This is a genomic window from Lysinibacillus sp. Ag94, from assembly GCF_023242215.1.
GTDB lineage: Bacteria > Bacillota > Bacilli > Bacillales_A > Planococcaceae > Lysinibacillus.
This window is the reverse complement of sequence record NZ_CP096780.1, coordinates 2204497-2230708: the sequence shown is the minus strand read 5'-3', so window position 1 is coordinate 2230708 and position 26212 is coordinate 2204497. Positions and strand designations below refer to the sequence as shown.

Here is a 26212-nt window from a genome sequence, read left to right as displayed (position 1 = left end):
ATCTCGTTTATTTCATCGTTTTAATGACAAAAACCAAGACTGTCATTAATCTATCTTGGTCCTGGCCATTTTATGATTTTTAACCTTTATTAGTGAAAAGATATTAGTATCATACGGAACACCATTTTGGTGCATATAATTTTTTAATATCCCTTCTTTTTCAAAGCCTAATTTGGTTAATAGTTTATTGGAAGCTTCATTTTCAGTAAATACAATAGCTCCAATACGCATTAAATCCATTTCTTGAAAGCCGAATGATAGTACTCTATTTACAGCTTCCTTTGCATACCCTTTTCCCCAGCTTTCAGGAAAAAGTGCATAGCTGATATCAGCTCTTTTATGCTCAGTAGACCATTCTTGAAAACCAATAGTACCAATAATTCCTTCTTGGTCTTTTAATGCAATTCCCCATTTTATACCACGTTTTTCATCATAATTCTGTGAAAAATTGTTAATGATTTGTTTAACCTGCTCTAAACTTGTTAATGGATTTTGCCCATAATGGCGTAATACATCGGCATTAGAAAAGCAATTTAAAACATCTTGGGCGTCATGTTCAGTAAGTTCTCTTAACACTAATCGTTTTGTATTTAAAACAGGAAACATCATCTTCTCTCACTTTCAAATAAGGTATTATTTAATTCTATCTAATAAAACGAGAGTTGCAAAACTATTTTTTAATAATTAAAATTACTATGTTTATTCGATAAATTTCGCAAAAATAAAAACTTGGCCGTAGCGATTCTAACGCTAATGGAAATGAAAATACAAAGTAACTCTTAATTGATTGATAGTGAAATGGTCTCTCCATCTAATCAACTTCTTAAAATGTTATGCTCAACTCGTAGCGCTGAATTAACTTATTTATCATTACTTCAGGATTAATCCCACCATACATAAGGTGATTGGCCCTGCGTTCATTCCTCTGTACAACATAGTATAAAGAAAAAAGGAAGTATCATTTGTTTGTTGCTGTAATAGTAATCGCACAGCATTGTCCTTTGATAGCACCGTATTCTCTATTTCACCAATAATACAAATGCGCCTTATCAGCCCTTAATTGTGGCGCTTACTTTTATGGGCCTAGACGAAGTGGCTAATTCCATATTCCAGTGTATAGGTATTACTTTCAAAATGATCGAAAAGACAAACTGTAGAAATGGATGCTGGTATATGTGAACCACATTTTGAAATAACAGTAGAAAGTCGTCATTAATCCCTTCTTCCAGTGCCCTTAGCTGTATAGTAACATTAAAAAAGTAAATGGATTATAAAGGCTGTTCCATATTGATACAGTATTTTATAAAATATATTACTTTCTTTAAATAATCCTGCTATAAATTTTATAAGGAGGGGATTGTTTTGAGTTATCCATCTTATGGAGTCAATTCACCCGGTGCAAACTTTGCCTTTGCTATTGTTTTATTCGTGCTATTGATTATTGCCGGTCTTGGCTTATTTTATTTATTAAGAACTTTAGTATGGACTAGTGCGTAGTCTTGCCTATATCACAAATACTCAAAAAATAAAGTGTGTTGGATTTTTACAAAATCTTCATAAAATCAAATCAAAGAATGGGCAAACGAACTATAGAAACTACGTTTGGTTCCATTCTAGGGCTTACGTGTACACGGAAGTCCTTTTTTCATGTTTTCAAAAACACGGATGTACAACTATCCTTGTCTTTCTAATAAACTTTTAAAAAATATTGATTTTAATATATTTGGATTAATACTGTTAATTTATTCAATAAACATTTTAGTTTTATTGTTAATTTCATTCGTAAACTGTTCTTTTATAATCGGAATATCGTGAAAGGAACCATACATAGCGTCCCTTAAAAATTTATCCTCTAGACATATTAGGCTATTCAGTGAAGATCCTATTTCACAATCCCGTTTTGTTACTTTTATTAGATCATTTTTTATTTTAAGCTCCAACCAAGACGAATTATTTTCTATATATTTTAAAGCGATATAATTGTGATGATCTAGTAATGTAACAACATCATTTAATCGTTTAAAGTGAGTAAGAATAAGTTCAGAATAAATTCTTTTGGCTGATAAAGGGATATTAGCCGGTGGGTATGGAATAAAATTGTGTCCACCTACGTTTAGGGTAAAAAGACCATAAATTTGATTGTATTCTTTGTCGAAAGTTAAAATATCTAATTCCCTTAACTCGTCTACATCATCTTCAAAAATCTCATATTTAATTTCGAACAATTTTAGTCACCAGCTTATACAAGGTATTTTTTCATCAGATGTTTAATTTCATTTTTCTACTTACGCTATTCATTTCAAAATGTTTATAAAACTCAATAGCTTTCGTATTGAATTCCCAAACGTTTAACTCAATTGAATTAACCTCTCTTTCTTTAGCCCAAGTTATACAAGCAGTAAATAATATTTTTCCAATTCCTTTTCGCTGTAGTTCAGCTTTTACACCAAAATCGTGTATGTACGCATATTTCCGGGGAACAAGCGACTCGAAAGGTGGAGAAGTTTCAACACTTATGACTGCGAAACCTACTACAATTTCATCTTCCTTCGCAATTAGAATATCACTCACTTCGTTGCCAATTAGTTCTTTATAATACGTTTCAGGCATTACTGACTCCACACTTTTAAAAATCGTTGGTTCCTCCATCACATGCTCTTCATGCCCTTCTTTTACTAGCTCATTCACCGGTAAATAATCTTCATCTGTTGCAATAAAAACCTTGATTGTCATCATTTAAGCCCCCTCATTTTAATTTATTATTAAGAAATCATGGTATTTTGGTCATTTATATAAAGCACCAATTAATGGAACTGGAATTGTGTTAGATAGAAAGATTTTTTAGAGGAAAATATATTTAAGACCCCTATTTTCATTTAATACTACCAATAAAGAACAAGCATTTATGTTTGCACATGTTAACTTGTTACATAATATAAGGCTGTTTCGTACACTTAATTTATCTTTCCAATTATTATTTTCCTATACATTCCATTTAGCATTAAAGATGTATCTTCTTTTACTACTATATTTTCAGGTGATATTTCTTCAAAGCTTCGGCCAATATCAGTTCCTAATATGCTAATAATGGGTCTTAGCAACATTTTGGGTATGGACAGTTTTTTGTTTTTAGGGACAAATTTATCGAAAACTATTATTTCCCCTTCTTGCTTTAATACCCTTGTCATCTCTTGAAAACATTTAGTTGCATCAGGTACTACCGAAAGGATTAAACTAGCTATGACATAGTCAAACGATTCATTTTCAAATTCAATATTTTGAGCATCCATTTCTAAAAATGTTATGGTAGAATTTTTGAACTTCTTTTTTGCTTTTCCGAGCATATCAGGTGAATAATCAATAGCTGTTATATTTAGGTTAGCGTGATTTATCAGCTCTAAATCTGCTCCTGTTCCTACACCAACAAACAGGATCTTTTGTTGATTATTGAATGGTATGGATTGAAATATTTGTTTTCGAGCATTTAAAAATCCTCCCGAATTAAAGAACTTATCGTAAATTGGAGAACCAATCTTATATATAAATTTATTCCAAGAATTATTCAAACGTCTTCACTCCCACCACATAAATTATCCCCTCTTAACCCTATAATACATCCTATCCTTTTCCTTTTGTAAAAAATATCCTATTTAACCTTTGTTAAAAAAACCGATTATTCATTTTCATAAAATGAATACCGGTCTTAAAAATTTGTGCATTATATTAACAAGGATTAAACATTTTCTGGACACCACTTAGTGATAAGTCCAGCATGTGTTAGGCCACCACCAAACCCATAGAGTAATAAAGTCTCCCCATTATGTAATTTTCCTTCGTTTATACCTAACTGTAAAGCTAATGGGATAGAAACAGCCGAAGTATTTCCCATATACTTTAATTTCAAACCTCAACAAAGTCGCTTCTTGACAAATAAAAAAGGCATCAAGAAACAGAGTCCCTTGAAACCTTTTTTAGTACGATTTTCTTATCCACGACCAGCTTGGAATTCCGGATATAAAGTCATTCCACCATCCGCAAAAAGAGTAATGCCGGTTACATAACTAGCTTGAGATGAAGCAAGCCATACTGCGACAGCGGCAATTTCTTCTGGCTTTCCGATATACCCCATCGGAATCATACTTTCCACATCTGCACGTTTTGCTGGATCTGCAAATTTTTCTGCATTTATAGGCGTATTGATCGCTCCAGGTCCAATGTTATTGACACGAATTCCTTTTGGAGCATATTCTAACGCTAAAGTTTCAGTCATTAATTTTATGCCTCCTTTACTAGCGGCATAATGCACAAATAAAGGCCAAGGAATTTTCTCATGAACACTGGACATATTGATAACAGTACCTTTAATATCATTCTCTACGAAGTATTTAATCGCTTCTCGACTTCCTAAAAAGGCACCTGTTAAATTTGTATTGATGACTTTATTCCAATCACTTAACGGCATTTCATGAGAAGCTACTGGATTTTCTATACCCGCATTATTAATCATTACATCGATAGTCCCAAACTCTTTTATAGCTGTTTGAACGAGATTGATGACATCCGCTTCCACTGTAACATCACCTTGTACAGCAATGGCCTCGCCACCGGCTTTTTTAACCTCTTCCACTACAGCATTTATATCCGCTTCATTTGATCGATAATTAATAACTACTTTCGCTTTTTCTGCAGCAAAGCGAATGCCCATTGCTTTACCTAGTCCCGTTGCAGCACCTGTAATGACAACAACTTTTCCTTCTAAATCTGGATACATACAAGGCCCTCCCTTTTATCTTTTTGCAATCCCTAACATAATTCCAGCAGCGACTATAAAAGCGATACCGATGAAAATGGCGATAAGTTGCCGCTTTGTTTTTTTCTCACCTAATATAAAAATTCCGCCTAGAGTAGCAATAACGATCCCCATTTGGGAAAGAGAAAAACTTGTTGCGACCCCTACACGTGGCTGAGATATAAATAAAAACATATTTCCGGCAGCCCATATTAAACCCGGAATAATATTACGAAACGCATATTTGTTAAATGGTTTATGCTTAAATGTTAATAAAACTCCACCTATTACCATCCCGATTGCTTGCGGCAATAATGCAGACCATCCACTTACATTGAATAAGCGTACTACTACCACATATACTAAATATCCAAAAGTGGAAACAAGTAAAATTAAAATTCCTTTTTTCAAATTGCTTCCATGTTCTTCTTTTTTCTCTTCTGGATTTGGAAGAGATGTAAGAACGATACCAATTAGTATACTGATAAGGGCAAGAATTCCTAATATAACCGACATTGTTGTCGACCATTCATGGAACACAATGACACCAAATAAAGTTGTTGATACTAATTGTAACCCTGTTGATATAGGCATTGTTTTGGAAACACCTATTAAATCAATACTTTTCAATTGGTTTACTTGCCCTAATGCCCAAAAGAGACCCGATACAATCCCGACACCAAACACTATAGGAGATAACTCAGGCTTTACAAAAAAGTAAATACCTATAGAGAAAATAAGTGCACCAAATGTTGTTCCAAGTACTTGACTATAAGGTCCGCCACCAAGCTTGACGTTAAATAATACAATACTCCCCCAAAAGAGAGCTGGTAATAGTGCTAAGATAATGTCCATTACTTTAAACTTTTCACCTCTTTAAATACTTTATTAAATTCTGATTGCGTGTCACTCGATATACTTTTTTATGATGCACTAAAGGAAATTTTTTATACTTTTAGTTTAGAATCACTTTTTAAGTTTGTTAGGCAAAACTTTCACTTTCGTAACGCAAAATAACCAAGACAGCACTTAAGCTATCTTGGTTCAATAGTTAAATCATAATTGCAGATGGATTATTTACATTCTTTTTTTATTTCTTATACTAAGGCATTCCACTCTGCAAAAGTAGTTATCTCATCATAATAATATAGTAAGCTAATTTTTTAGCTACACCGCCTTGAATTGTTACTAAGGGTCGCTTCCATACGGTGGCCCTTTTTTATTTCTCAAGTTTATTAAATATTTTCCCAAAATATCCAATTCTAAAGTCATTTTTGTAGGATAAATACCTTTCCCACTTTCTAAAACGATACATATTATAGGAGTAGAAAGGAGGAATGCATCATGGGATGCTTCGGAAACTATGGCAATTTTAACAATTGTTGCTACGGAGGTTATAGCTATGGAGGTGGCAATAACGGTTCAACATTTGTTCTAATTGTTGTTCTGTTCATTCTGTTAATTATTGTCGGCGCTACTTTCATATATTAACCTTTATAAGAAAAATTCTTTGGAACTATTTAAAAACAATATACCGAATGGAAATTTTTCCCTATACCAGTTCATTCAAGGTCACTTCCACAGAGTGACCTTTTTACTAATGAAAACATTCAAATGAAAACTTATCTAGCTATTACCAACAAATCATTCTTTACATCTTATGGCACTAGCTTCATACTATTCATAAATAATACCAACACTTTGCATTGATACTTATTTATAAGGAATCAAAATTAAATCCTAACTTCAAGATAAGAATCTATTTCCTCCGATGTCCCTTTTTAAGGTAGTGCACATTATTTTGTTCTTAGCTAAAATAATACCAATGCTTTATAAAGAGAGTGCCGTTTGTTTTTTTAAATTAGTAATAGCGTGGGTTCGTATGCTGGTGATGGTGGTGGTGGTGCGGATGTCGATGATGTGTTGGGTATGTTGTATGTGTTGGGTAGTAATGCATTGGGTAGTAATGGTGGGTTGGATAATGGTGAGTTGGATAAAAATGGGCTGGAGAAGTAACCGGATAATATGGATGTCTCCCACCATGTTGTCCTCCATAACCATCATGTCCGTAATCGTATCGCATAATTTTTCCTCCTTTCGATTTCGATATAGGTTATGCTATAAAAGCATTAACAGTCTACGCAAATGCCTATGCTAGTCAAATTGCCTCCCCTTCACACCTCAAACAAAAGACAATGACCATTCCAACTAATCATTCAACTTTCATTACATATAAATCGGTCATGTAAAGTTAATAAAAGAAAAAAAGCTCACTTTAGTCAACACATGAATAGATCCTTTAATCGTTAGGGACAAACAATAATAACAATCCGAAACCGCGAGCAATTCATACCCATTTTCACAGTGAACTCCACTAGCATAAATTAATGTTTTAGTTCCAACCCTCTAAATCATTTCGGCAACAACTTAAATCCATTTATAGATATATTTACCACAATCTCTAAATTACCCCCTAAACTATGTTATAATTTCAATGTACATAGCAGTAAAAAATTAATATTATCCATTAATAAGGAGCGATTATATATGGGAGATAAAAAATGTAAAAAATGCGGGAGTATTCAATTTACAGAAGCTACAGACTATATGCCTATTAAGCCAAGTAAAGGTTCATTTAGAGGCGCAAACAAGATTTATACATTTTGCTTAGATTGTGGTGAAGTTGATTCAATTCGTATAGAAAATACAATTATTTTCAAAAAAATAGTTGACAATTTACGGTACTGAGCACGCAAAATACTTGATTGTATGTGTTCTCGTAAAAGAGGCAAACAGCTTAAAAAGACTATACGCCAAATTAAAAAAGTGGATGATTAAGTTAATGGTAGTGCAATTAAATAAATCAGCAATTATTTGTATTGGTTTAGGTGGCTAAATTGGTATTACATTTGTAATATTCGGAATGACCATTTATTTATATTCCTTGGGGGATAAATTGTATATGATAAAAAATAATTTTAAAATAGACAACATTCCAGCAATTTTGTGGGGTGATAAATCAGATAAGTTATTTGTGGTGGTGCATGGTAACATGTCCAATAAGGCAGATGACTCGATTATTGTATTTGCAGAAGAAGCAACAGCAGTAGGTTATCAAGTACTTAGTTTTGATTTACCTCAACACGGTGACCGTAAGGATGATACTTATCTTTGCAATGTTCAAAACTGCGTTCATGATCTTAATACAATAATGACCTATGCAAAATCGCTATCAAATAATATAAGCATTTTTGCTTGTAGCATGGGAGCATATTTTAGCCTATTAGAATATAGCCATGAGCCATTGAAGCAGTGTTTGTTTCTTTCTCCTGTAGTAAATATGGAACGTATTATAAATAATATGATGACATGGTTTAATGTAAGTGAGAGTAGACTAAAAAAAGAGAAAGAAATTTCTACACCTATTGGACAAACTCTCTATTGGGATTACTATTGTTATGTGAAAGAACATCCTATTGTTGCTTGGAATATTCCAACTTCAATTCTCTATGGTTCAGAAGATAACTTATGTGAGTTTGACGTCGTATCTGAATTTAATAAACGTTTTAACTGTAATTTGCAAGTAATGGAAAATGGAGAACACTATTTCCATTCCGAGGAACAGTTGCAGTATTTCAGACAATGGCTGAGAAACATATTTACGTTAAATGATAAAAAAATGATTGATGTATAAAAAAAGAGAGTTAAGGGAAGTCAAAATGGCTTCCCTTAAAAGTTATTTACTACTATTAAAACGACTGTCTGTAATTCTATTTATGATAGTGAGAGCATACAACTAAATGAACTCAAATTTAACATAAGTGTTTAACAACCCCTGCCTTAATGCGCATCCATGAAATATTATATAGCAATAGCTTCTATGACTATAGTTGTTTCTACATTTGAGTAAAAATATTCCACAAAAAACTACTAGGCTCTAATATGTCAATTAATTATACAACATAAAAGCTAGTCAAATTTTAGCCCCTGCTCCCAGATAACTCTCTAAAGAAACAACAATCATATTTTGATAATAGCCTCTCTAAAGTTTTTATGTATAAGCGAAATTTATATATCCTTCTTTAATTTTTTTACGCTAAATATTTTACTCAACTAATTCTACAGTAAGTGTAGTCACGCACATTGGGGCTGTATCTTGGACTGTTCCATCATAACCGACCTTTATTTTATCACCAACCTTAAATTTTATGTCGGGATTCTTTGCAAGATTTACAGAAACAATTCCTCTAAGCGCATCATTTTCAGATTCAGTTATGTAAACTACAGCTTTTCGATCATTTATCATCTCTTCAATAATCCCTATAAAGGTTGCGTTAACTTCACTTTTACCTATAAACAAAAAACTACAGCATAGAAGAACTATAAATAGCGAAATAAATGCCTTTTTCAAAAAATATTCCCCCTATATGTAAGTTTTAAAAATACTAAGGAAAATAACTATTAAAATTCCGCATTTTTTCCGATTTTAAATAAAATAAATGTCTGCGTTTGTTTATTTTTTACTATCGACCAAAAACTACCCATTTCTGTGCGGTCTACTGTAACCTTATTTCATTTAATCAATTTATTGTGTCCCCAAAGTCTTGATTCACGTTTTTTTAATTTTACGGGGGATTCTAAATCCTAAAGCAATAGCTGCTCCTACACAGCTAGATAGACATCCGATTATTAAATATATTGAAAGCGATGATTCACCAATTACAACAGAGGCTATTCCTCCAATGACGGGAAATAAAGCTACCATGTACCCGCTTTTGGCAGCACCTATTCTTTCAACAAGCTTTAAATAAAATAGCCATGCCAGGAAAGATGCTATCAATGTTAAATACAGTAAAGCAGATATGTATGTTATTGATGTAGGAATGATAATCTTTTGTCCCTGTGACAATACAATTATTGCCATTAGAATACTTCCTACAGTGAAACCAATAGCATTCGCATAAATAGGGTCAATCTTTATTCTGGCGTTTCTTGCAGAACTTGCATCGCCAATCGCTGTAAGTACTGTACCTAAAAGAGCAATCAAAATGCCTTTTAGATCAGCAAAGCTAGAAAAACTACTTAAAGAAGGATATATGAGAACACAAACACCAAATACCCCCAAAACGCCCCCAAATAACACACGAGGATGCAGTTGCTCTTTTAAGAAAATACGAAGAGCTAGCGGCGTCAAAATCACTTTTAATGAAAAGATTAATGTTACAATTGCTGCTGAGCTTAATATTGTTGCATAATATAGGCATAAATAACTTAAAGCAAAGTTACATACACCAAATACAATGATAAAGGGTAGATCTTTCCTTGTAGGTATCCCTTTTGGCTTAAGAAATAATACAAGGGCGAAAAATAAAAATGCAGTAATTACTAGCCGATAAGTCAATGATAATTCTAAGCTTACTGGCGTCCCTTGAATTTTCACTGCAATAAAATTAAGCCCCCAAACTATTAAACAAAATACATACATTAGATTAGTCACTATATTCAATTACCTTCAATCGTTCTTTAATTAACGATATTTTTAAAGAGAATATATTCTAGGAAAGAATTCTCTACTCTTGTAATTATCGCCTAATATATAGTATCATCGCATACCATGGTTTGTAAAAAGATTTTTCCATAAACTGCATCTGTATCTGTTTTGTTTGATTTCTCAAAGCAAAATTGTGTTGAATCACCTTCTATAGACCGTCACCTACTATAATGAATACACACAAAAGGCCAGGCACTCACCTTTTAATGAGCACCTGGCCGTATATAACATTTAGGAAATTTTCAAAAACCAATTATCATCTTTTTAATTTTTTTTAGTTTTTTAATATTTATTGGACATTATATTGCAGTGCGTTTATTAAATACGTAAATAGTTAGCATCCAACTAAATGTGACTATAACCACAAATAAGAGTAACATATTACTATATAAATAACTTGCGGGGTGATAAATTATCGGTAAAATTCTTTGGTCAAATAACCGTATCGATAATAGGCCTCCTACGACTGCAATACCTATTCCCTCAGATAAAAAGCTTGTAAAATTAAGGAAGCTCATTCCTGCACCAGCTTCCTCTTGTTTCAAACTAGCGGAAACAATCGTGGATATCACTGTTTTTGTAAAAGAAAGGCCACCAAAAACAAATATCAAAATGATTGACATTAACCAAGGGGTCTTTTCTAAAAATAATGCAGCTATTAAAAAACTGATAGCAATAAACCCAACACCAATGGTTAATACAAATGTATGATTCTTCTTATCCAAAAGTAATCCACCTAAATAGCCGAAAAGAACAACACTTATCGTTCCAGGGAAAATTATTACACTGCCTATCATCGCAGTACTTAAATGGTAAACATCTTTCATCATATAAGGAACCATAGATATAAATCCAGCTACAGTACCTAATATAAGCCCACCACAGAGAATTCCAATCATAAACGAAGAATTCTTCCTTAATGAAGGTTCAATAAAAGGATCTGATACTTTCGTAATATGTTTAAGAAAGCCTAGGAAAAAAAGAATACTACTTATAAGAAAAGGTAATCTATAGGATGTTGTAAATAACATAAAAAATACAATACCTATAGACATTAAGATAATTCCTACTGTATCGAGAGAGCCTTTTCTTATTTTTTCCTTTTCTAATAATTTCATAAGAAAAGGCACAGTTAAAATAGTTGCTGAAGGAATAAGTAATAAATAAGACCAGTGAATATAATGGGCAATCATCCCACCAATAACTGGCCCTACCCCTTCTCCTAATGCTACGATAGAACCGATAAGGCCAAATGCTTTGCCACGTCTTTCTATGGGTATATAACGTGTAACTACAACCATAATGAGTGATGGAAAAGCTGCAGCACCAATTCCTTGAATAAAACGAGCAAAAATGAGTAATGAAAAAAAAGAATGGCCAATGAATCCAACCAAAGATCCCACACAGTTCATTACAATTCCAAATATAATTAATTTTTTAATCCCCATCAAATCAGATAGTTTACCGTATATAGCCGTTCCTATAGAAAAAGTTAACATAAAGGATGTATTTACCCAATTTGTACTTGCTGGGGCTTTGTTAAACTCATTTGTAATATCAGGTAATGAAACATTCAATACCATTTCATTTAATACGCTAAAAAAAGAAAGAACACACAGCCATAAAAGCAATTGATTATGACGATTATTCACCTTTACCCTCCATTAGTGAGGGTTTACGTAGTTTATAGGGTTATTGATACGCTTCCCTCTATAAATTGTACCCAGTTATATTTATTGCACTTCATAAGAATTCCTCCCATTTTTTTCATTATTGTATCATATTACCATTACGATTTGATGTTTTGGAAACAACTATTTTTTTTAAACTTTTAAAAATACCCAGACGGTGATTAAGCTTCACTTATTGACATTCCGCTTGTTACTCATTGCATGCTATTACGCATAACACTTTTACCATTTCTCTTCCAACCACAACTTTGCTATGTTATGATTCTTTACAGCTAGAATTTTTCATTTAAAAGAACAGAAATATGGTTAAATGTAGGAGGAAGCATGAATTATATAAAATCTTTACGCCAATATGTTGGAACGAGTCCTATTATTGCACCCGGCTCAGCCATCATTGTTTTAAACGAAAAGAATGAGATACTATTGCAATTACGTTCAGATACAGGTGATTGGGGGCTTCCAGGCGGTGGTATGGAAATAGGAGATAGTTTTGAAGAAACTGCTCAAAAGGAGTTGTATGAGGAAACAGGATTAATTGCCGAAGAACTGGAATTAGTTGGATTAGCTTCAGGGAAAGAGTTATATTATAAATTTCCACATGGGGATGAAATTTATAACGCGACGGCAATTTTTAAAGCAACTGCTGTTAAAGGTATTATTAAACAAAATGAAGAGAGTAAAGATTTAAAATATTTCCCTTTAGAAAAACTTCCAGACTTAAATTATACAACATTGAAATTACTAGAAAAGGTAGGTTATATTTCAACTGATTAGAAATGGTGATCAACATTTCTTTATCCAAAACAAAAAACCTAACCACCAACCAGTGCCTGTGCATAAATCTTCCTTATCCACTTTTAAGCCCCCCATGTAGCGCAAAAAACTGCGCTACACCACAGAAATATACTCAGAACGGGTATTGTATACTACGACTAGAGAGGAAGGTCGATTTGAGCCCTTTTGTTAGTCCGACTGCACAGATTGAATTGTGAAATCAGGAAGTAAACTTGTCATTTCAAGGGATGTGGAAAAATGTCTCCTAAGATCAACTTCAGTTAATAGTCCGACTACAAGTACGAAAATAAAGAGTTCTACAAAGTTTAGTTCAATCGGTGAACAATTTCATATTGATTTCCACAAGGATCTTCAAAATAAACTGCATAGTAAGTAGGGCTAATGGAAAATTGTTGAGGTCCAGAGGTGATTTTTCCACCAATTTCTTTAATCAGTGTAGCAAGTCTGTCAACTTCATCACGATTTTCTACCCAAAATCCAACTAGATTGCCGTTCGGTTTATGCAAAGGATCTTCAGTGATGGCAAAATAGGCTACACTTGGAAGATTTCCATTGACTGCAAACACCTTCCATTTATCACTATGGAATGTTTGAATAAAGCCTAATGCGGTAAGAAAACCCTCATAGAATGGTAAATTTTCCTCTAAATTATATACTCTAAGGTCAATGTGACTAAATGGGTTCATAACTTATCCCTCCTTAATTAATCCATTCTTCTATTTGTTTAAGAATTGTTTCCCAGTATTGCTGCATTTCTTCTCTCACATTTTGATCAGAGAGGTTTTCTTGGTGGAAGCTAATGATCGTTTTTGTATTTTCTTTTGGTATGATCCGAACTTGAATGGTAGACGTTTTATCCCACCCTTCTTTTTTCCAAGCAAGTCGAAGTTGTTGTTGAGGTTTAACAATTCGAATTTCACCTTCCCCGATTTTTGTACGGAATTTCTGACCTGGTTGAAGATTTATTTTGGTGCTTTCACCTAACCATAGCTTTAATCCATCTTCTGATGCGATTAATTCCCAAGCTTTTTCCTGCGAAATTGGAAAAGTCCTTCTAATTCCTACTTGGAATCCAACCGTTTTAGTTTGACCAATAATTCTCTTTGTGTCCATTTCCTCACCTCTCAACAAAATTTAAAATGCTTATATTAAAGTTCTTGATATATACCAATGATTCCTTTTTATACAAATTATTGTTTAACCAAACTGCTTCGTCATTTCAATAAAAAAAAGAGCTGCCTACGCAACTCAACGATCTTCCAGTAAAGCACCCGCTCCGTTAGTTTAACTATGAAGTTACTTTTATCAAATATTATAATTATTTTATATAGGGATTTTTTTAAGCTTCCTTAGTGGGAAGTATAAATTCTGGTATGCTGTTATTTTGTTGAGAATAGCCATTTGAATTGCATGACCTAATTCATGTGCCAGTATCTTTACATCCTTTCTTGATCTACTTTTCATTACATAAATAATTAGTATAAGCCTTAAGGTCATCTGTGGTAAAAAAAGGATAGATAGAGCGAATTTAATTAAGCTCTCCTATCCTTATAATGTGTTTTATTCACATTATTTATCTGTTTGTTGTTGTTTCTTTTTCAAATACTCCGCACGTATTTTTTCAAGTTGCTGCTTTTTATCAAATTTTGCGGGCTTGTTTTTTTCATGATACTTTGTCACAGCTACCTTACCTTTTGTATCCAATTGATATTTCCCCACTTTGTTCACCTACTTTTCTTGTCTTTAAAGAGAATCTATTCAATAATATACCTCATAAAGTAAACCTTATTACTTTTTCAGTGTACCGCACACCTTGTAAATTTCAGTAAAAACATTAAAAACTTCGTAAAATAATTCAAATGTCCTGAATGCCTTAGGAACGAGTTACAAGCTTACATTGAGAAACTAGATCACGCAAATATTCGCGAAATGCTTAATACTTCCTCTTATGTTGGCAAGACTTTTTAACTCATTATCACCAAAAAACCTCAACAGGCTATCTTTAACGAGTCACCCATTGAGGATTAAAAATTTTATTAATTTTTAGTGTAATCCCTTTGAAAGTTATCCAAACTTCAAATCCTTGATTAGACTATTCTTGAATAGCTGCTTCAAGTGCAACAACGATCATGTCGTTGAATGTAGTTTGGCGTTCTTCTGCTGATGTTACTTCACCAGTTAGAATGTGGTCACTTACTGTTAAGATTGAAAGTGCTTTACGGCCGTGTTTTGCAGCTAACGTATAAAGTGCTGCTGATTCCATTTCTACAGCAAGTACGCCATATTGAGCTAATTTTTCATTTTGGTGCTCATCAGAATAGAACATATCTGCTGTGAAGATATTACCTACTTGTAAGTTTAATCCAGCTTCTTTACCTGCATTGTATGCTTTTAATAATAAATCAAAGTCAGAGATCGGTGCGAAGTCAATAGCGCTACCCCAAATGATTTGGTTCATACGTGTATCCGATGTTGCTGCTTGCGCTAAAATTACGTCACGAACTTTTACGTCTTTTTGAATTGCACCACAAGTACCTACGCGGATTAATTTTTGTACATCATATTCTTGCATCAATTCTGTAGCGTAAATCGAAATTGAAGGCACACCCATACCAGTACCTTGTACAGAAATACGTTTACCTTTATACGTACCTGTATAACCAAACATATTACGAACTTCGTTATAGCAAGTAACATCTTCTAAAAACGTTTCAGCAATGTACTTTGCACGTAATGGATCTCCTGGAAGTAAAATTGTGTCAGCGATTTCGCCTTTTTTTGCATTAATATGAATACTCATACTGCAATCCCTCTTTTCTGTAAGTCTTCACTATAAATAATACTGTGTTTCTCCTATTTTCGCAACGCTAGACGTCTAGCAACTTAAAATAAATTATATTGTTTTTACTTAGCTCATGCATGATCTAAGTATAATGCCCATAATTCATCAAATACTTCTGTTTTTAAGTTGTCAGTAGCGTATGATTCGATGTATGAAGACAGCTCATCAAACTCAGAGCTCTGCTTTGGAAAATTATGCTCATGGAACATTTCCTCTGCAAATCGTACCTTCGGATCTGACCAATCCCCACCTCTAAACGTCAGTACATACAAATAAAAGCTCTTTTTCATACTAGAAATCCCCTCTTTACTCTTCTGCTTTCCGCTAGTTTATCAAAAAATAACTTCTTCGTCACAAAAATATCTATTAAGCATTTTCTCCTATTCATCCTAACAGTAATATTCCTCGTCATTATTTGGACTTTAGTCACAGAAAAAAAGTATGTATTTATTATCTGAAAAATGAAAATTTTTAGACAAAAGAGATAGAAATACCTAGTAAAATACGGTAAAATTTAAACCAACTATTCAAAAATAGGAAGGTGATGGCGATGAATAACTCTCATAAATACAGGATCTCCATACAGAAACGCCTGTCTCTTTTTAAAACTAGGTTTTCAAAAAAGAAAGTAAAAAATTTGGAAGAAGATAGGCGTAATCTCCCTCCTACAAAAGAAAAACGACAACGTTTTTACCATTTAATACGTGGCAAAGTCCTTATCATTTTTTCTCTCCTTATTGTTATAAATGGCACAATAGGTTTATTATCGTATATTAATATTCAGAATCTGCAAAGACAAATGAAAGACTTTACTGAGAAAAATGTTCAGGAACAATTAACTGTCAACCAACTTGCTTATGAAATTGCGAGACTCACCAATTTAGAACAAGCCTATTTAATTACCGGGGACGGGAACTTTGCTACATCTTATAAGATGAAAATTGATACTATCGATAAAAAAATAAAAGCATTAGAAGCGCAGTTTACAGAAAGAGAGTTAGAGTTAGGTCATATACAGGCGATCGATCAGTATTATAAAAATTACCTTGAATATTCTTCAAAAGTCATGACAATGCGTGATGAACTTGGTCTTGAACAAGCTCGAAAGCTTATGATGGGCGGTACTGGCGAAACGATGAAGAATTATATTGACAAAAATATAGAGTCCATTAATGTAGTTATGGATAATGCTAATAAAGCAAAATTAGATAAGCTTAACAAGCAAGTTACATTATCTATTACTTCTTTCTTCTTCATTTCAATACTCGGATTTATTGCCATTATTATTTTTGGTTATATGTTATTTAAATCATTAAGAAACAATACACATGCCATTAACCATTCCATTCTTGATATTGCACGGGCTGGTGGCGACTTGACACGACGTGTTAAAGTTCGTAATCACGACGAGTTCTCAATTATTGCCGCTTCAACTAATACACTTATTGAATCAATATCTTTCTTGATTAAACGTGTTAGTAATCTGGCAGACCATGTTTCAAGCAGTAGCTTAGAACTAATGTCTTTAGCCGATGAAAATGCCCGTACCATTCAGAATATTGCTGATGCTACAGCTGATATTGCAAGTGATAGCGAGAATACAATTTTTAGTATGACTAGCGCACAACAAAAAATGAGTGATCTTGAGCATGCTGTACACCATTTAAATGAGCAAGCAAATGCAGTTCAGCGTGCCTCCTTAGCTATGCAGCAAGCAGCTGACGAAGGCAGTCGCTCCGTTCAACAATCTTCATTAGTCATGCAATCTATAGAAGAAACGATGGCTTCCACGACTTCCATAGTCGAAGCACTCGGTCGAAAATCCGACGACATAACATCTATTATCGGCACGATTACTGCCATTTCAGAGCAAACAAATTTACTCGCCTTAAATGCAGCGATTGAGGCAGCACGCGCTGGTGAGCACGGACGGGGCTTTGCGGTAGTCGCTGATGAAGTTCGAAAGCTAGCCGTGCAATCTCAAAATGCCGCAAAAGAAGTAACATCCATTGTAACGTCCATTCAAGACGAAGTAACATCCATCATCTCTCAAAACCACGAGGGTGTATCATCCGTGATTCGTGGCGTTGAAGTAACAAATGAAACAAACCAATCTTTAGACAATATTTTAACGCATACTCAAGAAACGACGACAATTATCGCGACTATGGTAGAGAAAATCGCATTAACTCTTGATTATAGCAATGCTGTAGCGAATGATTTTGTCCAAGTGAATGCCTATGCAGAACAATCAGCTGCCAACACAGTCACTTCAGCCGCTGCAGCCACTCAAGGATCTGCATCCATGCAGGAAATTAACGCCTCTGCCACAGAGCTTGCTCAACAGGCAGATAGTCTACGTAACCTTGTAAGTGAATTTAAAGTGTAAAGTGTCTCAGAATCTCTATCATTGTAGTTTAAAAAAATCGTCTGTAAGATGTTCATTATTCATGAAGCATACTTAATAACGATCTTATTGTCTAAAACAATACGTTAAGATTTGGAGAGGACAATGTTAACTAATTTGAATCATTACTTAAATGAATTAATGGTGTATATTCCTAACGGAGAAATTCGCCTACGAGATTTTCGAAACGAGCAAAAATGGATTAGTTCGAACTATAAATTTGGTATGCCAGGTAAAAGGATAAATTTAACGGAGGTTAATTGGAAAGTTGAGATACAGTCATTTTATCTTGCTAAATATACTGTGACTGAAGAACTTTATACAAGTATTATGGGAAAGAAATGTTTAACACCAATAAATGATCGAAAACCAATTGTTAATGTTTCATGGATAGATGCAGTGAACTTTTGTAATGCATTGTCTGACGCTCTTGGCTATGACAAGTTTTATGATTATGATCAGCAAAGTAAATTAGTTGTCTGCAATCATAGGTCTAATGGTTTTCGATTACCGACAGATGCTGAATGGCAATATGCATGTAAAGCAAAGTCAAAAGGATATCGATACGGAGAAATTGACGAAATTGCTTGGTATCAAGATAATTCCAACGAACGTGTACACAAAGTTGGAGAAAAAATGCCTAATGAATGGGGCCTGTACGACATGATAGGAAATGTTTGGGAGTGGTGCTGGGACATATACGATGAAGAAATGTTTGGCAATTATCGTATAATCCGAGGAGGAAGTTGGGCTGAGGAAGAACGTGGTTGTGGAGCTACCTGTCGTCGAAAGAGTATGCCTGAATTTTTTATTGATGATATCGGATTTAGAATTGCAAGATCCATCATTTAATATTTCTAGACAATGATGACGTTCTTTCCTCCGGTTGATTGGTCTTCCGTCGTTTTGATTGTTCTTTCAGTCGCTTCGACGGTTCCTTCCGTCGGTTCGATTGCTTTATCCGTCGTTTCGAAGGATCTTTCCGTCGCTTGATTGGTCTTCCGTCGTTTCGATGGCTCCTTCCGTCGCTTCGGTAGTTCTTTCCGTCGCTGATTATTTTTCCATTGTTTCGATGGCTCTTTCCGTCACTTCGACGGTTCTTTCCGTCGTTTCGAAGGATCCTTCCGTCGCTTGATTGTTCTTCCGTCGTTTCGATGACTATTTCCGTCACTTCGAAAGTTCTTTCCATCACTTCGACGGTTCCTTCCGTCGTTTCGAAGGATCTTCCGTCGCTTGATTGGTCTTCCGTCGTTTCGATGGCCCTTTCCATCACTTTGACGGCTCTTTCCGTCGTTTTTAAGACAATCAAAAAAACCATAAAAAACTCCTAGCACGATCTATTCTGCTAGGAGTTCTTGTTATTTAAATAATGAAAGATATTCTGCATAGCCTTCTTTTTCTAAATCTTCTTTTCGTACAAAGCGGAGGGCTACGGAGTTAATGCAATAGCGTAAGCCTCCAAGCTCACTTGGTCCATCTGGAAAGACATGGCCTAAATGAGAATCAGCGTCTGTGCTTCGAACTTCTACACGACGCATCCCATGAGACGTATCGAAATGCTCCGTCACTTCTTCCTTTTCAATTGGCTTTGCAAACGCTGGCCAGCCACAACCCGAATCGAATTTATCGAGCGAGCTAAATAATGGCTTCCCCGAAACGATATCTACATAAATACCCTCTTCAAAGTGCTTATCAAATTCATTACGGAACGGTGGCTCTGTTCCATTTTCCTGTGTCACGTAATATTGCATGTCCGTTAACTCTTTTAAACGTTGTTCTTTATTCATTTTTCAGCCCCCAGTGTGTCTCCTGAAACGCTTTGCGACCTGACCCTACTGCATAGCGCTCGTAGTGCATTGGATTTTTCTTATAATAATATTGATGATAGTCTTCAGCTGGATAAAACAAACTTGCCGGTAAAATTTTCACGGCAATCGGCTTATCAAATTTACCAGATGCCTGTAACTCTGCCTTAGAACGTTCAGCCAAATCAAGCTGCTCATCATTGTGATAAAAAATCGCGGTCGTGTAGGACTCTCCACGATCATAAAATTGTCCTCCAGCGTCAGTTGGATCAATTAATGTCCAAAATGTCGATAGTAATTGCTCGTAAGAATATAGCTCATCGTCAAACGTAATTTGAACCGCTTCAACATGTCCTGTCGTTTCAGAGCATACTTGTTCATATGTTGGATTGACTACATGCCCACCCGTATAGCCGGAAATTACTGATTCAATGCCAGGTGTTTCGTCAAAAGGCTTGACCATACACCAAAAACACCCACCTGCAAATGTTGCCAATTGCTTTGCCATTTATCTCACTCCTTATTCACCAGGAACAATAATTTCCAGTAAAATCTTATCCTTTGGTAAGTCTAATTCCTTTGCTTTAATACGAGATCCTGAAGCAATGTTAATGCGCGATAAGTCAATATAAATTTCTGCCTTACTAGGATCGATTGAAATCCAAGAAGGGAAATCCACCGTGTCTCGCATAATTTTCATCGCTGTATCAGGTGGAATATTTAACAGCCCAACATTCATTCCTGTCTGTTTTAAAATAATATTCCCTTTCTTATCCACAATCGGATCGAAGTTCATTGAGATGGGGATTTCTGTGTAGAACACCTTAAGTGTACTTTTTAATTGAATATCATCACCAATCGTAAAGTCCAACGGTAATGGTGATCCAGCATCTTTTAAATACTTCTTCGAAATAGATTCTAATTCCTTCGTTGTTGTTTGGACAACGAGTACATTTCCTTTTACGTCACTTTCATCTTTTGAACTCTCTGCTAAATTTACTCCGTCTATTGGTCTAGTTACTAAAAAAACGACGAGGAGGATTGCAAAAAGCACTGTGCCTGCTAAGGCAAAAAATGCAAATTTCCATTTATTCATTTCGTCACTCCTCGAAGCCTATTTCCTTGTTAATCCTTTGTTCCATATTACATTTCTCCATTGCTTTTAAAATTCGCTCATTCATTTTGTCATAGCCTTTTGCATTTGGGTGGAAGAAATCGGTATGATAAACGAGCTCTTTATTTGAATCAAACAAGTCCTCCACTGAAATATAGCACGCATTCTTATCTTTCTTGGCTATATCTTCAATGACTTTATTCCACTCCGTAATAATCGTATCAAATTCATTCGCTTCATTTGTCACGATTGAGAATGGATTATAAAAACCGATAAGTAATAAAGGCACTTCTGGGTTTTTAGCTCGTATGCCTTCAACAATTTTACTATAGCGTTTCTTATATGCCTTCAATTCTTTATCAAAAGCATCTCGTTTCAAATTAAACAGATCGTGTTTGACAATCTTCATGACATCATTTCCACCCATAGTAATTGAAATGAGCTGTGCTTTTTGCAACTCTTCATCATAATGCCCTTTTTCCACTAATTTTAATAGCTGATCACTACGTCTTCCTCTTTTTCCTCGATTATCGATTTCAACATCTGAAATCGAAGGCCAAGCAACCAATGAATCTGCTAGTCTTCCAACAAAACCGTCTTTACTATACTCATCACCAACACCGGCCGTCAAAGAATCGCCGAGCGCTAGGTACTGTAGTTGCTTTGCGCTTTTATCATCAATTTTCCGTAAATCCTCTGGTGTTGGTTCAAAAAAATGTTCAAAAATTTGCGTCAATACATTCTTTGAGGTTTTTTCCTCATTTTCTGTTTGTTGCTCATCCTGTTTCATATCTTGTTCCGTCCCTGCGTGCTCCCCGTCTGGTTCTGCTTGCGGATTCGATTCATCTATTGATATTACACAACCACTTAGTACTAAGACGGTCAAACATGACAAAACTATCATTCGCCAAATGCTCATTTGACCACCTTCCATCATTTGCTTACTTCTATTATAGAATAGTTCATGCTGCTATGAAAAGTGACTATACCTAGGTATTGAGTAAAAATGTATGTTTACAACGGTTTTTCATATAAAATAGGCATGGCACTTTTCAACAATAAAAAGCCACTACAATTATTTATGTAGTAGCTCTCTTATATTATTCTGCAAAATAAATAAAACCGATTGCACCTGGGCCAGTATGTGTTGAAATGATCGGTGAAGTAAAGGCAATTTCTACTTCATTAAAACCTGTTCCCTCGATTAATTCTTTTAAAGGTCCACCCATCGTTGCGAGACCCTCAGCGTGAGAAATCCCTACTGACTTGACAGTTTTCCCAGCAGTATCAGCTTGGAATTGCTTAAATAAGTAGTTCACAACTTGTTTATGGCTACGTACTTTTGATACGGGATTGTATGCGCCACCTTCTAAGTTTGCAATGACTTTTATGTTCAGCAAGGAGCCGATAAAACCAGTACCTTTCCCGATTCGTCCGCCTTTAATTAAATTTTCAAGTGTGTCGACAATAACATATAAATACGTATTTTCGCGCACTTTCTCTAAACGCTTAACAATTTCTTCGACAGTAGCACCTGCATCACGCAATTTAATGGCCTCACGTATTTGAATAGCTAAACCGATGGCAATAAAACGTGAATCGATTACAGTTACATCAGAGTCTGACATTTGAGCTGCCTGACGAGCTGATTCCACTGTTCCGCTCATACTACCTGTCATATGAATGGAAATAATTTGATCTCCGTCTTTACCTAGCTCATCGTATAATTCTTTAAATTTTCCCGGTGCAGGCTGAGAGCTTTTCGGTAAATTTTTAGCATTCTTCATTAAACTTAAAAAAGGTTGTGGCTCTAAATCAATACCATCTATATAAGTTTTATCATCAATTTGAATCGTTAAAGGCACAATATGTATACCGTGCTGTGCTACTTCTTCTTTTGTTAAATCACAAGTTGAGTCCGTTACTATATGAATTCGTCCCACTTCGACACATCCTTTTACTTCATTAAAATTTATTATATAGACTAATGAATCATTATGTAAACATGACATTTGTCATTAGGTTTCGTTCATTTCAGTCCATTTTGAAACCGCTACCTTGGATACTATAGCGCTTTGTTGAATCCTTGTCTAACAAAGACACTCTAGCAAAGAGGCATTTATATGACACTTTTTATGTCGAAAACATGACAAATGTAAATACCAGGATGAAAATTATTGGGGTATAGTAAATGTATATACGAAAGGAGTGTTCGATATGATTGATTCTTTTGACTATAAAACATGGAAGGAAGAATTGTGGAATGCCATTACACATGGCATTGGATTTATCGCAAGTATTCCAGCACTAGTTGTTCTTATTTTAGCAGCTGTACAAACCGGTAGTGCACTCCAAATTACAACGTTTACTATTTTTGGTGTCTCTGTGATCGTTTTATTTTTAATGTCCACACTGCTACATAGCATGCCAGAAAAATACAAACACTTTTTCGCCATTCTTGACCATTCTTCTATTTATATTTTAATTGCAGGAACATATACACCTTTCCTTTTAATTACAATTAGCGGCACGCTAGGTATTACTTTATTATGTATTATTTGGTCACTTGCCATATTAGGCGTTATTTTTAAATGCTTTTTTATTAATCGATTTGACAAGCTTTCTTTAATTTTTTACATCGCTATGGGCTGGCTCATTATTTTTGCCATAAAGCCTGTCTATCTTTTCTTAGGTTTTAATGGTTTTGCTTTACTGTTAGCAGGTGGCCTTTTCTATACGATTGGTGCTATTTTTTACGCCTGGCGTTCACTTCCATACAACCATACGATATGGCATCTATTTGTGTTAGCTGGCTGTGGCTCGATGTATGCTTGTGTTTATTTTTACTTATAATATTGACAATAAAAATCGCTCTCTTCTACAAAGGAGCGATTTTTTTGTTATTGGGTCCGTAATTGCCTCGTTAAGTCCTTTATTGCACGCAGCACTTCCTGTTTATTTTCTTCATTATTCATTTTATTCTTCGCATGAAGTAAAACAGGTCTAACCGATTCTATGGACCGTCCAAATTCATACATCCATTCATAGCGAGGCACCATCCATGTATGAAAATGATGTGTCGTATCTTCATTGTAAAAATAATAAACAAATTCTATCCCTAGAACATCTCTTTGAGCCTTTCTTATTCTTGATACAAGGTTTATATAATCCATTTTTTCCTCATCGTCTAGCTCATCAAAACATGTAATATGACGCTTAGAAGCCAAGATGATTAATCCCTTTATCGGATAGGCAACATCTTGATGCGCATGAAAATAGTCAGTTTCAATGACTACACCACCATCTGGTTCAATAAGTCCGCTCGTTATTGCACAGCTCAAACATTCCACTTCTACCGTTTCTCCATTTGATAAGGTTATTTTTTTCACAGATACTCCCCTTTTTTAAATCTAATATCAGAAATAATTAAAGGCCCCAATTATAAGGTCAATTGTAGAAACTTTTTAAAAGCTTCTTCTTCCTCAATAAACGGATTATGATTAGACTGTTCAAAAATCGTCAATTGTGCATTTGGTGTTAAATCGGCAATTTCAATTCCGAATTCAACCGGACATTGTGCATCATATCTACCTGCAAATATGTAGGTAGGAATATGTATTGATTTCAATTGTTGTCGAATGTCAAAGCTTTTTACTTGTACTTTTCTAAAATAATCAAGGTTCTTCCCGACTGTCCGTCCACTATTTGGTCGAGTCGTTGCTAATTTTAACTTTTCCTCGGAATGATAAGACATTAAAGCCCATTCAGAGCTTAACTTCTGACGCTCTTCTCGAACTGTATCCGGATTATTTAGTAAATCCATTATTTCAACTATGCGAGTGAAATGTTTATTTTCAGCGCAATAAATACTATTTGGGTGATTTCCATACTCTTTACTTGCTGCTGTTGAACCAGCAACTATTTTTGTTAAAGATGCTGGTGAATCCACAGCATATTGAAGTGCCAGCATTCCACCCGTTGAATGACCCGCAAAAGCCCATTTTTCAAGTTTTAACGTTCTCGAATCGCTTCTAAATCTTTCACAATTTCTTGGAAGCTTAATTGTGCATCATCTTCTACATGTGCTGAATTTCCAGCACCTCTTACATTGATTAAGTACACTTTGTAATGTTCAGTGAAAGGATCCGCAAATAAATTTCCTCGTTCATCAAAACCCATATAAAAATGAGTAATAGCTAATGGTTCCCCTTCTCCACGTACAAAGTATTCAAATCGCCCTCTGCTTGTTTCAATAATGTATTGTTCCCACATTGACTGGACACCTCTCAATAATTTTTTATGTCTTAAATATCTTTTTACCTGCGATCTGATACATATGCGAAGCTGCTCATCGTTTGTTTCGATAGGTCTTTCTGTCGCTTCGACAAGTTCTTTCCTTCGATTGATTAGTCTTCTGTCGCTTCGACTGTTCTTCTTGTCACAATAGGTTTATCGAATTTAAAGCGCCAGTTGGAACGTAAATCAACCCCATGCTATGCGGATGAGTCTAACCTTTATTTATTCTACAAATATTTCCAAAAACCTTTATTTAGTCACGTAAAAAGCACGGTCATATAACCGTGCTTCGTAGTACCTATTTTCTTTAGTTTTTACGCTCAAAAATCTGATATTGGAATGTGTAACCTTCTGGTGCTGTTTCTGGCTCCATTGAGGAAACTTGTACAAAATCCTGCTCATAATTCGGGAAATATGTATCCCCATTAAACGAATGATTGATTTTTGTAATGTACAAGCGATCTGCGATATCCATAGATAAGCGGAAAATTTGCTCGCCACCAATAATCATAATTTCTGGGACATCCCCAGCAAGGTCGAGGGCACCCTCTAAGCTTGTCACCACTTCAATCCCGTCCGCTTGATAGTTTTCATCACGCGTTATTACGATATTACGGCGACCAGGAAGCGGTCTACCGATGGATTCGAATGTTTTTCGCCCCATAATCATTGGCTTCCCCATCGTTTTCTCCTTAAAATATTTTAAATCCCCTGGCAAATGCCATGGCATGCCATTTTCATAGCCAATCACATAATTATTATCATGTGCCACAATTAAAGAAATCATAGTGTCCCTCCAAATACTTTCGTCCATTATATTATAAACATAATTTTACTTTACAATCAGATTATTTCTGCTTAGAAAGTAAATAAATTTTCATTTCCGCTATTAAATCCTAGTAATTTTATATGAATAGTTTAT

32 protein-coding genes and 2 pseudogenes are annotated in these 26212 nt (G+C 34.8%); 8 read left to right on the top strand and 26 right to left on the bottom strand.

Annotation, left to right across the window (positions count from 1 at the left end; genetic code table 11):
- Nucleotides 1-45: 45 nt before the first annotated feature.
- Nucleotides 46-606 (bottom strand): GNAT family N-acetyltransferase, encoded by a 561-nt coding sequence (locus tag MY533_RS10305; RefSeq protein WP_248719191.1) that lies wholly within the window; start codon nt 604-606, stop codon nt 46-48.
- 756 nt (nt 607-1362) lie between these two features.
- On the opposite strand from MY533_RS10305, the gene MY533_RS22120 reads away from it, so the two are divergent.
- Nucleotides 1363-1497 carry a hypothetical protein gene (locus MY533_RS22120; protein WP_256469521.1) on the top strand — a complete coding sequence of 45 codons (135 nt, stop codon included), beginning with the start codon at nt 1363-1365 and terminating at the stop codon, nt 1495-1497.
- 245 nt (nt 1498-1742) lie between these two features.
- On the opposite strand, the gene MY533_RS10300 is transcribed toward MY533_RS22120, so the two are convergent.
- The 6 genes and pseudogenes from MY533_RS10300 to MY533_RS10275 form a co-directional block, all read right to left on the bottom strand.
- Nucleotides 1743-2225, bottom strand: coding sequence for a hypothetical protein (locus MY533_RS10300; protein WP_248719048.1), 483 nt, complete (start codon nt 2223-2225; stop codon nt 1743-1745).
- Between the two features lie 34 nt (nt 2226-2259).
- On the bottom strand, nt 2260-2736 hold the full coding sequence (locus MY533_RS10295; RefSeq protein ID WP_248719047.1) for a GNAT family N-acetyltransferase: 477 nt from the start codon (nt 2734-2736) through the stop codon (nt 2260-2262).
- A 218-nt stretch (nt 2737-2954) separates the two neighbouring features.
- Complete coding sequence (locus tag MY533_RS10290) at nt 2955-3566, bottom strand: class I SAM-dependent methyltransferase (protein WP_248719046.1); 612 nt, start codon at nt 3564-3566, stop codon at nt 2955-2957.
- 167 nt (nt 3567-3733) lie between these two features.
- Nucleotides 3734-3898: pseudogene (locus tag MY533_RS10285) on the bottom strand (3-oxoacyl-[acyl-carrier-protein] synthase III C-terminal domain-containing protein); the annotation flags it as partial.
- Between the two features lie 87 nt (nt 3899-3985).
- Entirely contained in the window at nt 3986-4771 is a 786-nt protein-coding gene (gdh, locus tag MY533_RS10280; RefSeq protein WP_132357967.1) for a glucose 1-dehydrogenase, read from the bottom strand.
- Nucleotides 4772-4786: 15 nt separating this feature from the next.
- The gene (locus MY533_RS10275; protein ID WP_248719045.1) at nt 4787-5644 is read right to left on the bottom strand and encodes a RhaT/GlcU family sugar-proton symporter; all 858 of its coding nucleotides are present in this window, start codon (nt 5642-5644) and stop codon (nt 4787-4789) included.
- A gap of 489 nt (nt 5645-6133) precedes the next feature.
- Between MY533_RS10275 and MY533_RS10270 the strand changes: the two genes are divergently transcribed.
- On the top strand, nt 6134-6280 hold the full coding sequence (locus tag MY533_RS10270) for a YjcZ family sporulation protein (protein WP_142508002.1): 147 nt from the start codon (nt 6134-6136) through the stop codon (nt 6278-6280).
- Nucleotides 6281-6650: 370 nt separating this feature from the next.
- Here the strand turns inward: MY533_RS10270 and MY533_RS10265 are convergent, their stop codons facing one another.
- Nucleotides 6651-6872 carry a hypothetical protein gene (locus MY533_RS10265; protein WP_248719044.1) on the bottom strand — a complete coding sequence of 74 codons (222 nt, stop codon included), beginning with the start codon at nt 6870-6872 and terminating at the stop codon, nt 6651-6653.
- A 464-nt stretch (nt 6873-7336) separates the two neighbouring features.
- Between MY533_RS10265 and MY533_RS10260 the strand changes: the two genes are divergently transcribed.
- Both MY533_RS10260 and MY533_RS10255 read left to right on the top strand, forming a co-directional pair.
- On the top strand, nt 7337-7537 hold the full coding sequence (locus MY533_RS10260; protein WP_248719043.1) for a hypothetical protein: 201 nt from the start codon (nt 7337-7339) through the stop codon (nt 7535-7537).
- 214 nt (nt 7538-7751) lie between these two features.
- Nucleotides 7752-8483 (top strand): alpha/beta hydrolase, encoded by a 732-nt coding sequence (locus MY533_RS10255; RefSeq protein ID WP_248719042.1) that lies wholly within the window; start codon nt 7752-7754, stop codon nt 8481-8483.
- Between the two features lie 411 nt (nt 8484-8894).
- Here MY533_RS10255 and MY533_RS10250 read toward each other — a convergent pair whose 3' ends face one another.
- The 4 genes from MY533_RS10250 to MY533_RS22295 all read right to left on the bottom strand — a co-directional run bounded on the left by MY533_RS10250 (nt 8895) and on the right by MY533_RS22295 (nt 12087).
- Entirely contained in the window at nt 8895-9200 is a 306-nt protein-coding gene (locus MY533_RS10250; protein ID WP_248719041.1) for a hypothetical protein, read from the bottom strand.
- A gap of 198 nt (nt 9201-9398) precedes the next feature.
- On the bottom strand, nt 9399-10286 hold the full coding sequence (locus MY533_RS10245; RefSeq protein ID WP_248719040.1) for a DMT family transporter: 888 nt from the start codon (nt 10284-10286) through the stop codon (nt 9399-9401).
- Nucleotides 10287-10639: 353 nt separating this feature from the next.
- Complete coding sequence (gene tet / locus MY533_RS10240) at nt 10640-11992, bottom strand: Tet(L)/Tet(K)/Tet(45) family tetracycline efflux MFS transporter (RefSeq protein ID WP_248719039.1); 1353 nt, start codon at nt 11990-11992, stop codon at nt 10640-10642.
- Nucleotides 11993-12024: 32 nt separating this feature from the next.
- Complete coding sequence (locus MY533_RS22295; RefSeq protein ID WP_371873344.1) at nt 12025-12087, bottom strand: tetracycline resistance efflux system leader peptide; 63 nt, start codon at nt 12085-12087, stop codon at nt 12025-12027.
- Between the two features lie 268 nt (nt 12088-12355).
- On the opposite strand from MY533_RS22295, the gene MY533_RS10235 reads away from it, so the two are divergent.
- On the top strand, nt 12356-12805 hold the full coding sequence (locus MY533_RS10235) for an NUDIX hydrolase (RefSeq protein ID WP_248719038.1): 450 nt from the start codon (nt 12356-12358) through the stop codon (nt 12803-12805).
- 326 nt (nt 12806-13131) lie between these two features.
- Here MY533_RS10235 and MY533_RS10230 read toward each other — a convergent pair whose 3' ends face one another.
- The 5 genes from MY533_RS10230 to MY533_RS10210 all read right to left on the bottom strand — a co-directional run bounded on the left by MY533_RS10230 (nt 13132) and on the right by MY533_RS10210 (nt 15958).
- Nucleotides 13132-13512, bottom strand: coding sequence for a VOC family protein (locus MY533_RS10230; protein ID WP_248719037.1), 381 nt, complete (start codon nt 13510-13512; stop codon nt 13132-13134).
- Between the two features lie 13 nt (nt 13513-13525).
- The gene (locus MY533_RS10225) at nt 13526-13939 is read right to left on the bottom strand and encodes an SRPBCC family protein (protein ID WP_248719036.1); all 414 of its coding nucleotides are present in this window, start codon (nt 13937-13939) and stop codon (nt 13526-13528) included.
- Nucleotides 13940-14395: 456 nt separating this feature from the next.
- The gene (locus MY533_RS10220) at nt 14396-14545 is read right to left on the bottom strand and encodes a hypothetical protein (RefSeq protein WP_248719035.1); all 150 of its coding nucleotides are present in this window, start codon (nt 14543-14545) and stop codon (nt 14396-14398) included.
- A 373-nt stretch (nt 14546-14918) separates the two neighbouring features.
- Nucleotides 14919-15626, bottom strand: coding sequence for a purine-nucleoside phosphorylase (gene deoD / locus MY533_RS10215; protein WP_132357991.1), 708 nt, complete (start codon nt 15624-15626; stop codon nt 14919-14921).
- A gap of 113 nt (nt 15627-15739) precedes the next feature.
- Nucleotides 15740-15958, bottom strand: a complete 219-nt coding sequence (locus MY533_RS10210; RefSeq protein WP_248719034.1) for a YozE family protein — start codon at nt 15956-15958, stop codon at nt 15740-15742.
- Between the two features lie 260 nt (nt 15959-16218).
- Between MY533_RS10210 and MY533_RS10205 the strand changes: the two genes are divergently transcribed.
- Both MY533_RS10205 and MY533_RS10200 read left to right on the top strand, forming a co-directional pair.
- Nucleotides 16219-18057: a methyl-accepting chemotaxis protein gene (locus MY533_RS10205; RefSeq protein ID WP_371873329.1), complete on the top strand. Its 1839-nt coding sequence runs from the start codon at nt 16219-16221 to the stop codon at nt 18055-18057.
- Nucleotides 18058-18180: 123 nt separating this feature from the next.
- On the top strand, nt 18181-18927 hold the full coding sequence (locus tag MY533_RS10200; protein ID WP_248719032.1) for a formylglycine-generating enzyme family protein: 747 nt from the start codon (nt 18181-18183) through the stop codon (nt 18925-18927).
- Here MY533_RS10200 and MY533_RS10195 read toward each other — a convergent pair.
- The 6 genes from MY533_RS10195 to MY533_RS10170 all read right to left on the bottom strand — a co-directional run bounded on the left by MY533_RS10195 (nt 18920) and on the right by MY533_RS10170 (nt 22937).
- Nucleotides 18920-19393: a hypothetical protein gene (locus MY533_RS10195; protein ID WP_248719031.1), complete on the bottom strand. Its 474-nt coding sequence runs from the start codon at nt 19391-19393 to the stop codon at nt 18920-18922. The genes MY533_RS10200 and MY533_RS10195 overlap by 8 nt on opposite strands.
- 40 nt (nt 19394-19433) lie before the next feature.
- The gene (msrB, locus tag MY533_RS10190; protein WP_248719030.1) at nt 19434-19862 is read right to left on the bottom strand and encodes a peptide-methionine (R)-S-oxide reductase MsrB; all 429 of its coding nucleotides are present in this window, start codon (nt 19860-19862) and stop codon (nt 19434-19436) included.
- Nucleotides 19855-20388, bottom strand: a complete 534-nt coding sequence (msrA, locus tag MY533_RS10185) for a peptide-methionine (S)-S-oxide reductase MsrA (protein ID WP_248719029.1) — start codon at nt 20386-20388, stop codon at nt 19855-19857. The genes msrB and msrA overlap by 8 nt, the downstream gene beginning before the upstream one ends.
- Nucleotides 20389-20400: 12 nt before the next feature.
- On the bottom strand, nt 20401-20976 hold the full coding sequence (locus MY533_RS10180; protein WP_248719028.1) for a YpmS family protein: 576 nt from the start codon (nt 20974-20976) through the stop codon (nt 20401-20403).
- Between the two features lie 4 nt (nt 20977-20980).
- Complete coding sequence (locus MY533_RS10175) at nt 20981-21913, bottom strand: GDSL-type esterase/lipase family protein (RefSeq protein ID WP_248719027.1); 933 nt, start codon at nt 21911-21913, stop codon at nt 20981-20983.
- 181 nt (nt 21914-22094) lie between these two features.
- Nucleotides 22095-22937: a DegV family protein gene (locus MY533_RS10170; RefSeq protein WP_132358007.1), complete on the bottom strand. Its 843-nt coding sequence runs from the start codon at nt 22935-22937 to the stop codon at nt 22095-22097.
- Between the two features lie 274 nt (nt 22938-23211).
- On the opposite strand from MY533_RS10170, the gene MY533_RS10165 reads away from it, so the two are divergent.
- Nucleotides 23212-23847, top strand: a complete 636-nt coding sequence (locus tag MY533_RS10165; RefSeq protein ID WP_248719026.1) for a PAQR family membrane homeostasis protein TrhA — start codon at nt 23212-23214, stop codon at nt 23845-23847.
- 47 nt (nt 23848-23894) lie between these two features.
- Here MY533_RS10165 and MY533_RS10160 read toward each other — a convergent pair whose 3' ends face one another.
- The 3 genes and pseudogenes from MY533_RS10160 to MY533_RS10150 all read right to left on the bottom strand — a co-directional run bounded on the left by MY533_RS10160 (nt 23895) and on the right by MY533_RS10150 (nt 26077).
- Nucleotides 23895-24383 carry an HIT family protein gene (locus tag MY533_RS10160; protein WP_248719025.1) on the bottom strand — a complete coding sequence of 163 codons (489 nt, stop codon included), beginning with the start codon at nt 24381-24383 and terminating at the stop codon, nt 23895-23897.
- 50 nt (nt 24384-24433) lie between these two features.
- Nucleotides 24434-25266: pseudogene (locus MY533_RS10155) on the bottom strand (alpha/beta fold hydrolase).
- A gap of 331 nt (nt 25267-25597) precedes the next feature.
- A complete protein-coding gene (locus tag MY533_RS10150; protein ID WP_132358015.1) occupies nt 25598-26077 on the bottom strand; it encodes a dihydrofolate reductase in 480 nt (159 codons plus the stop codon).
- Between the last annotated feature and the right edge of the window lie 135 nt (nt 26078-26212).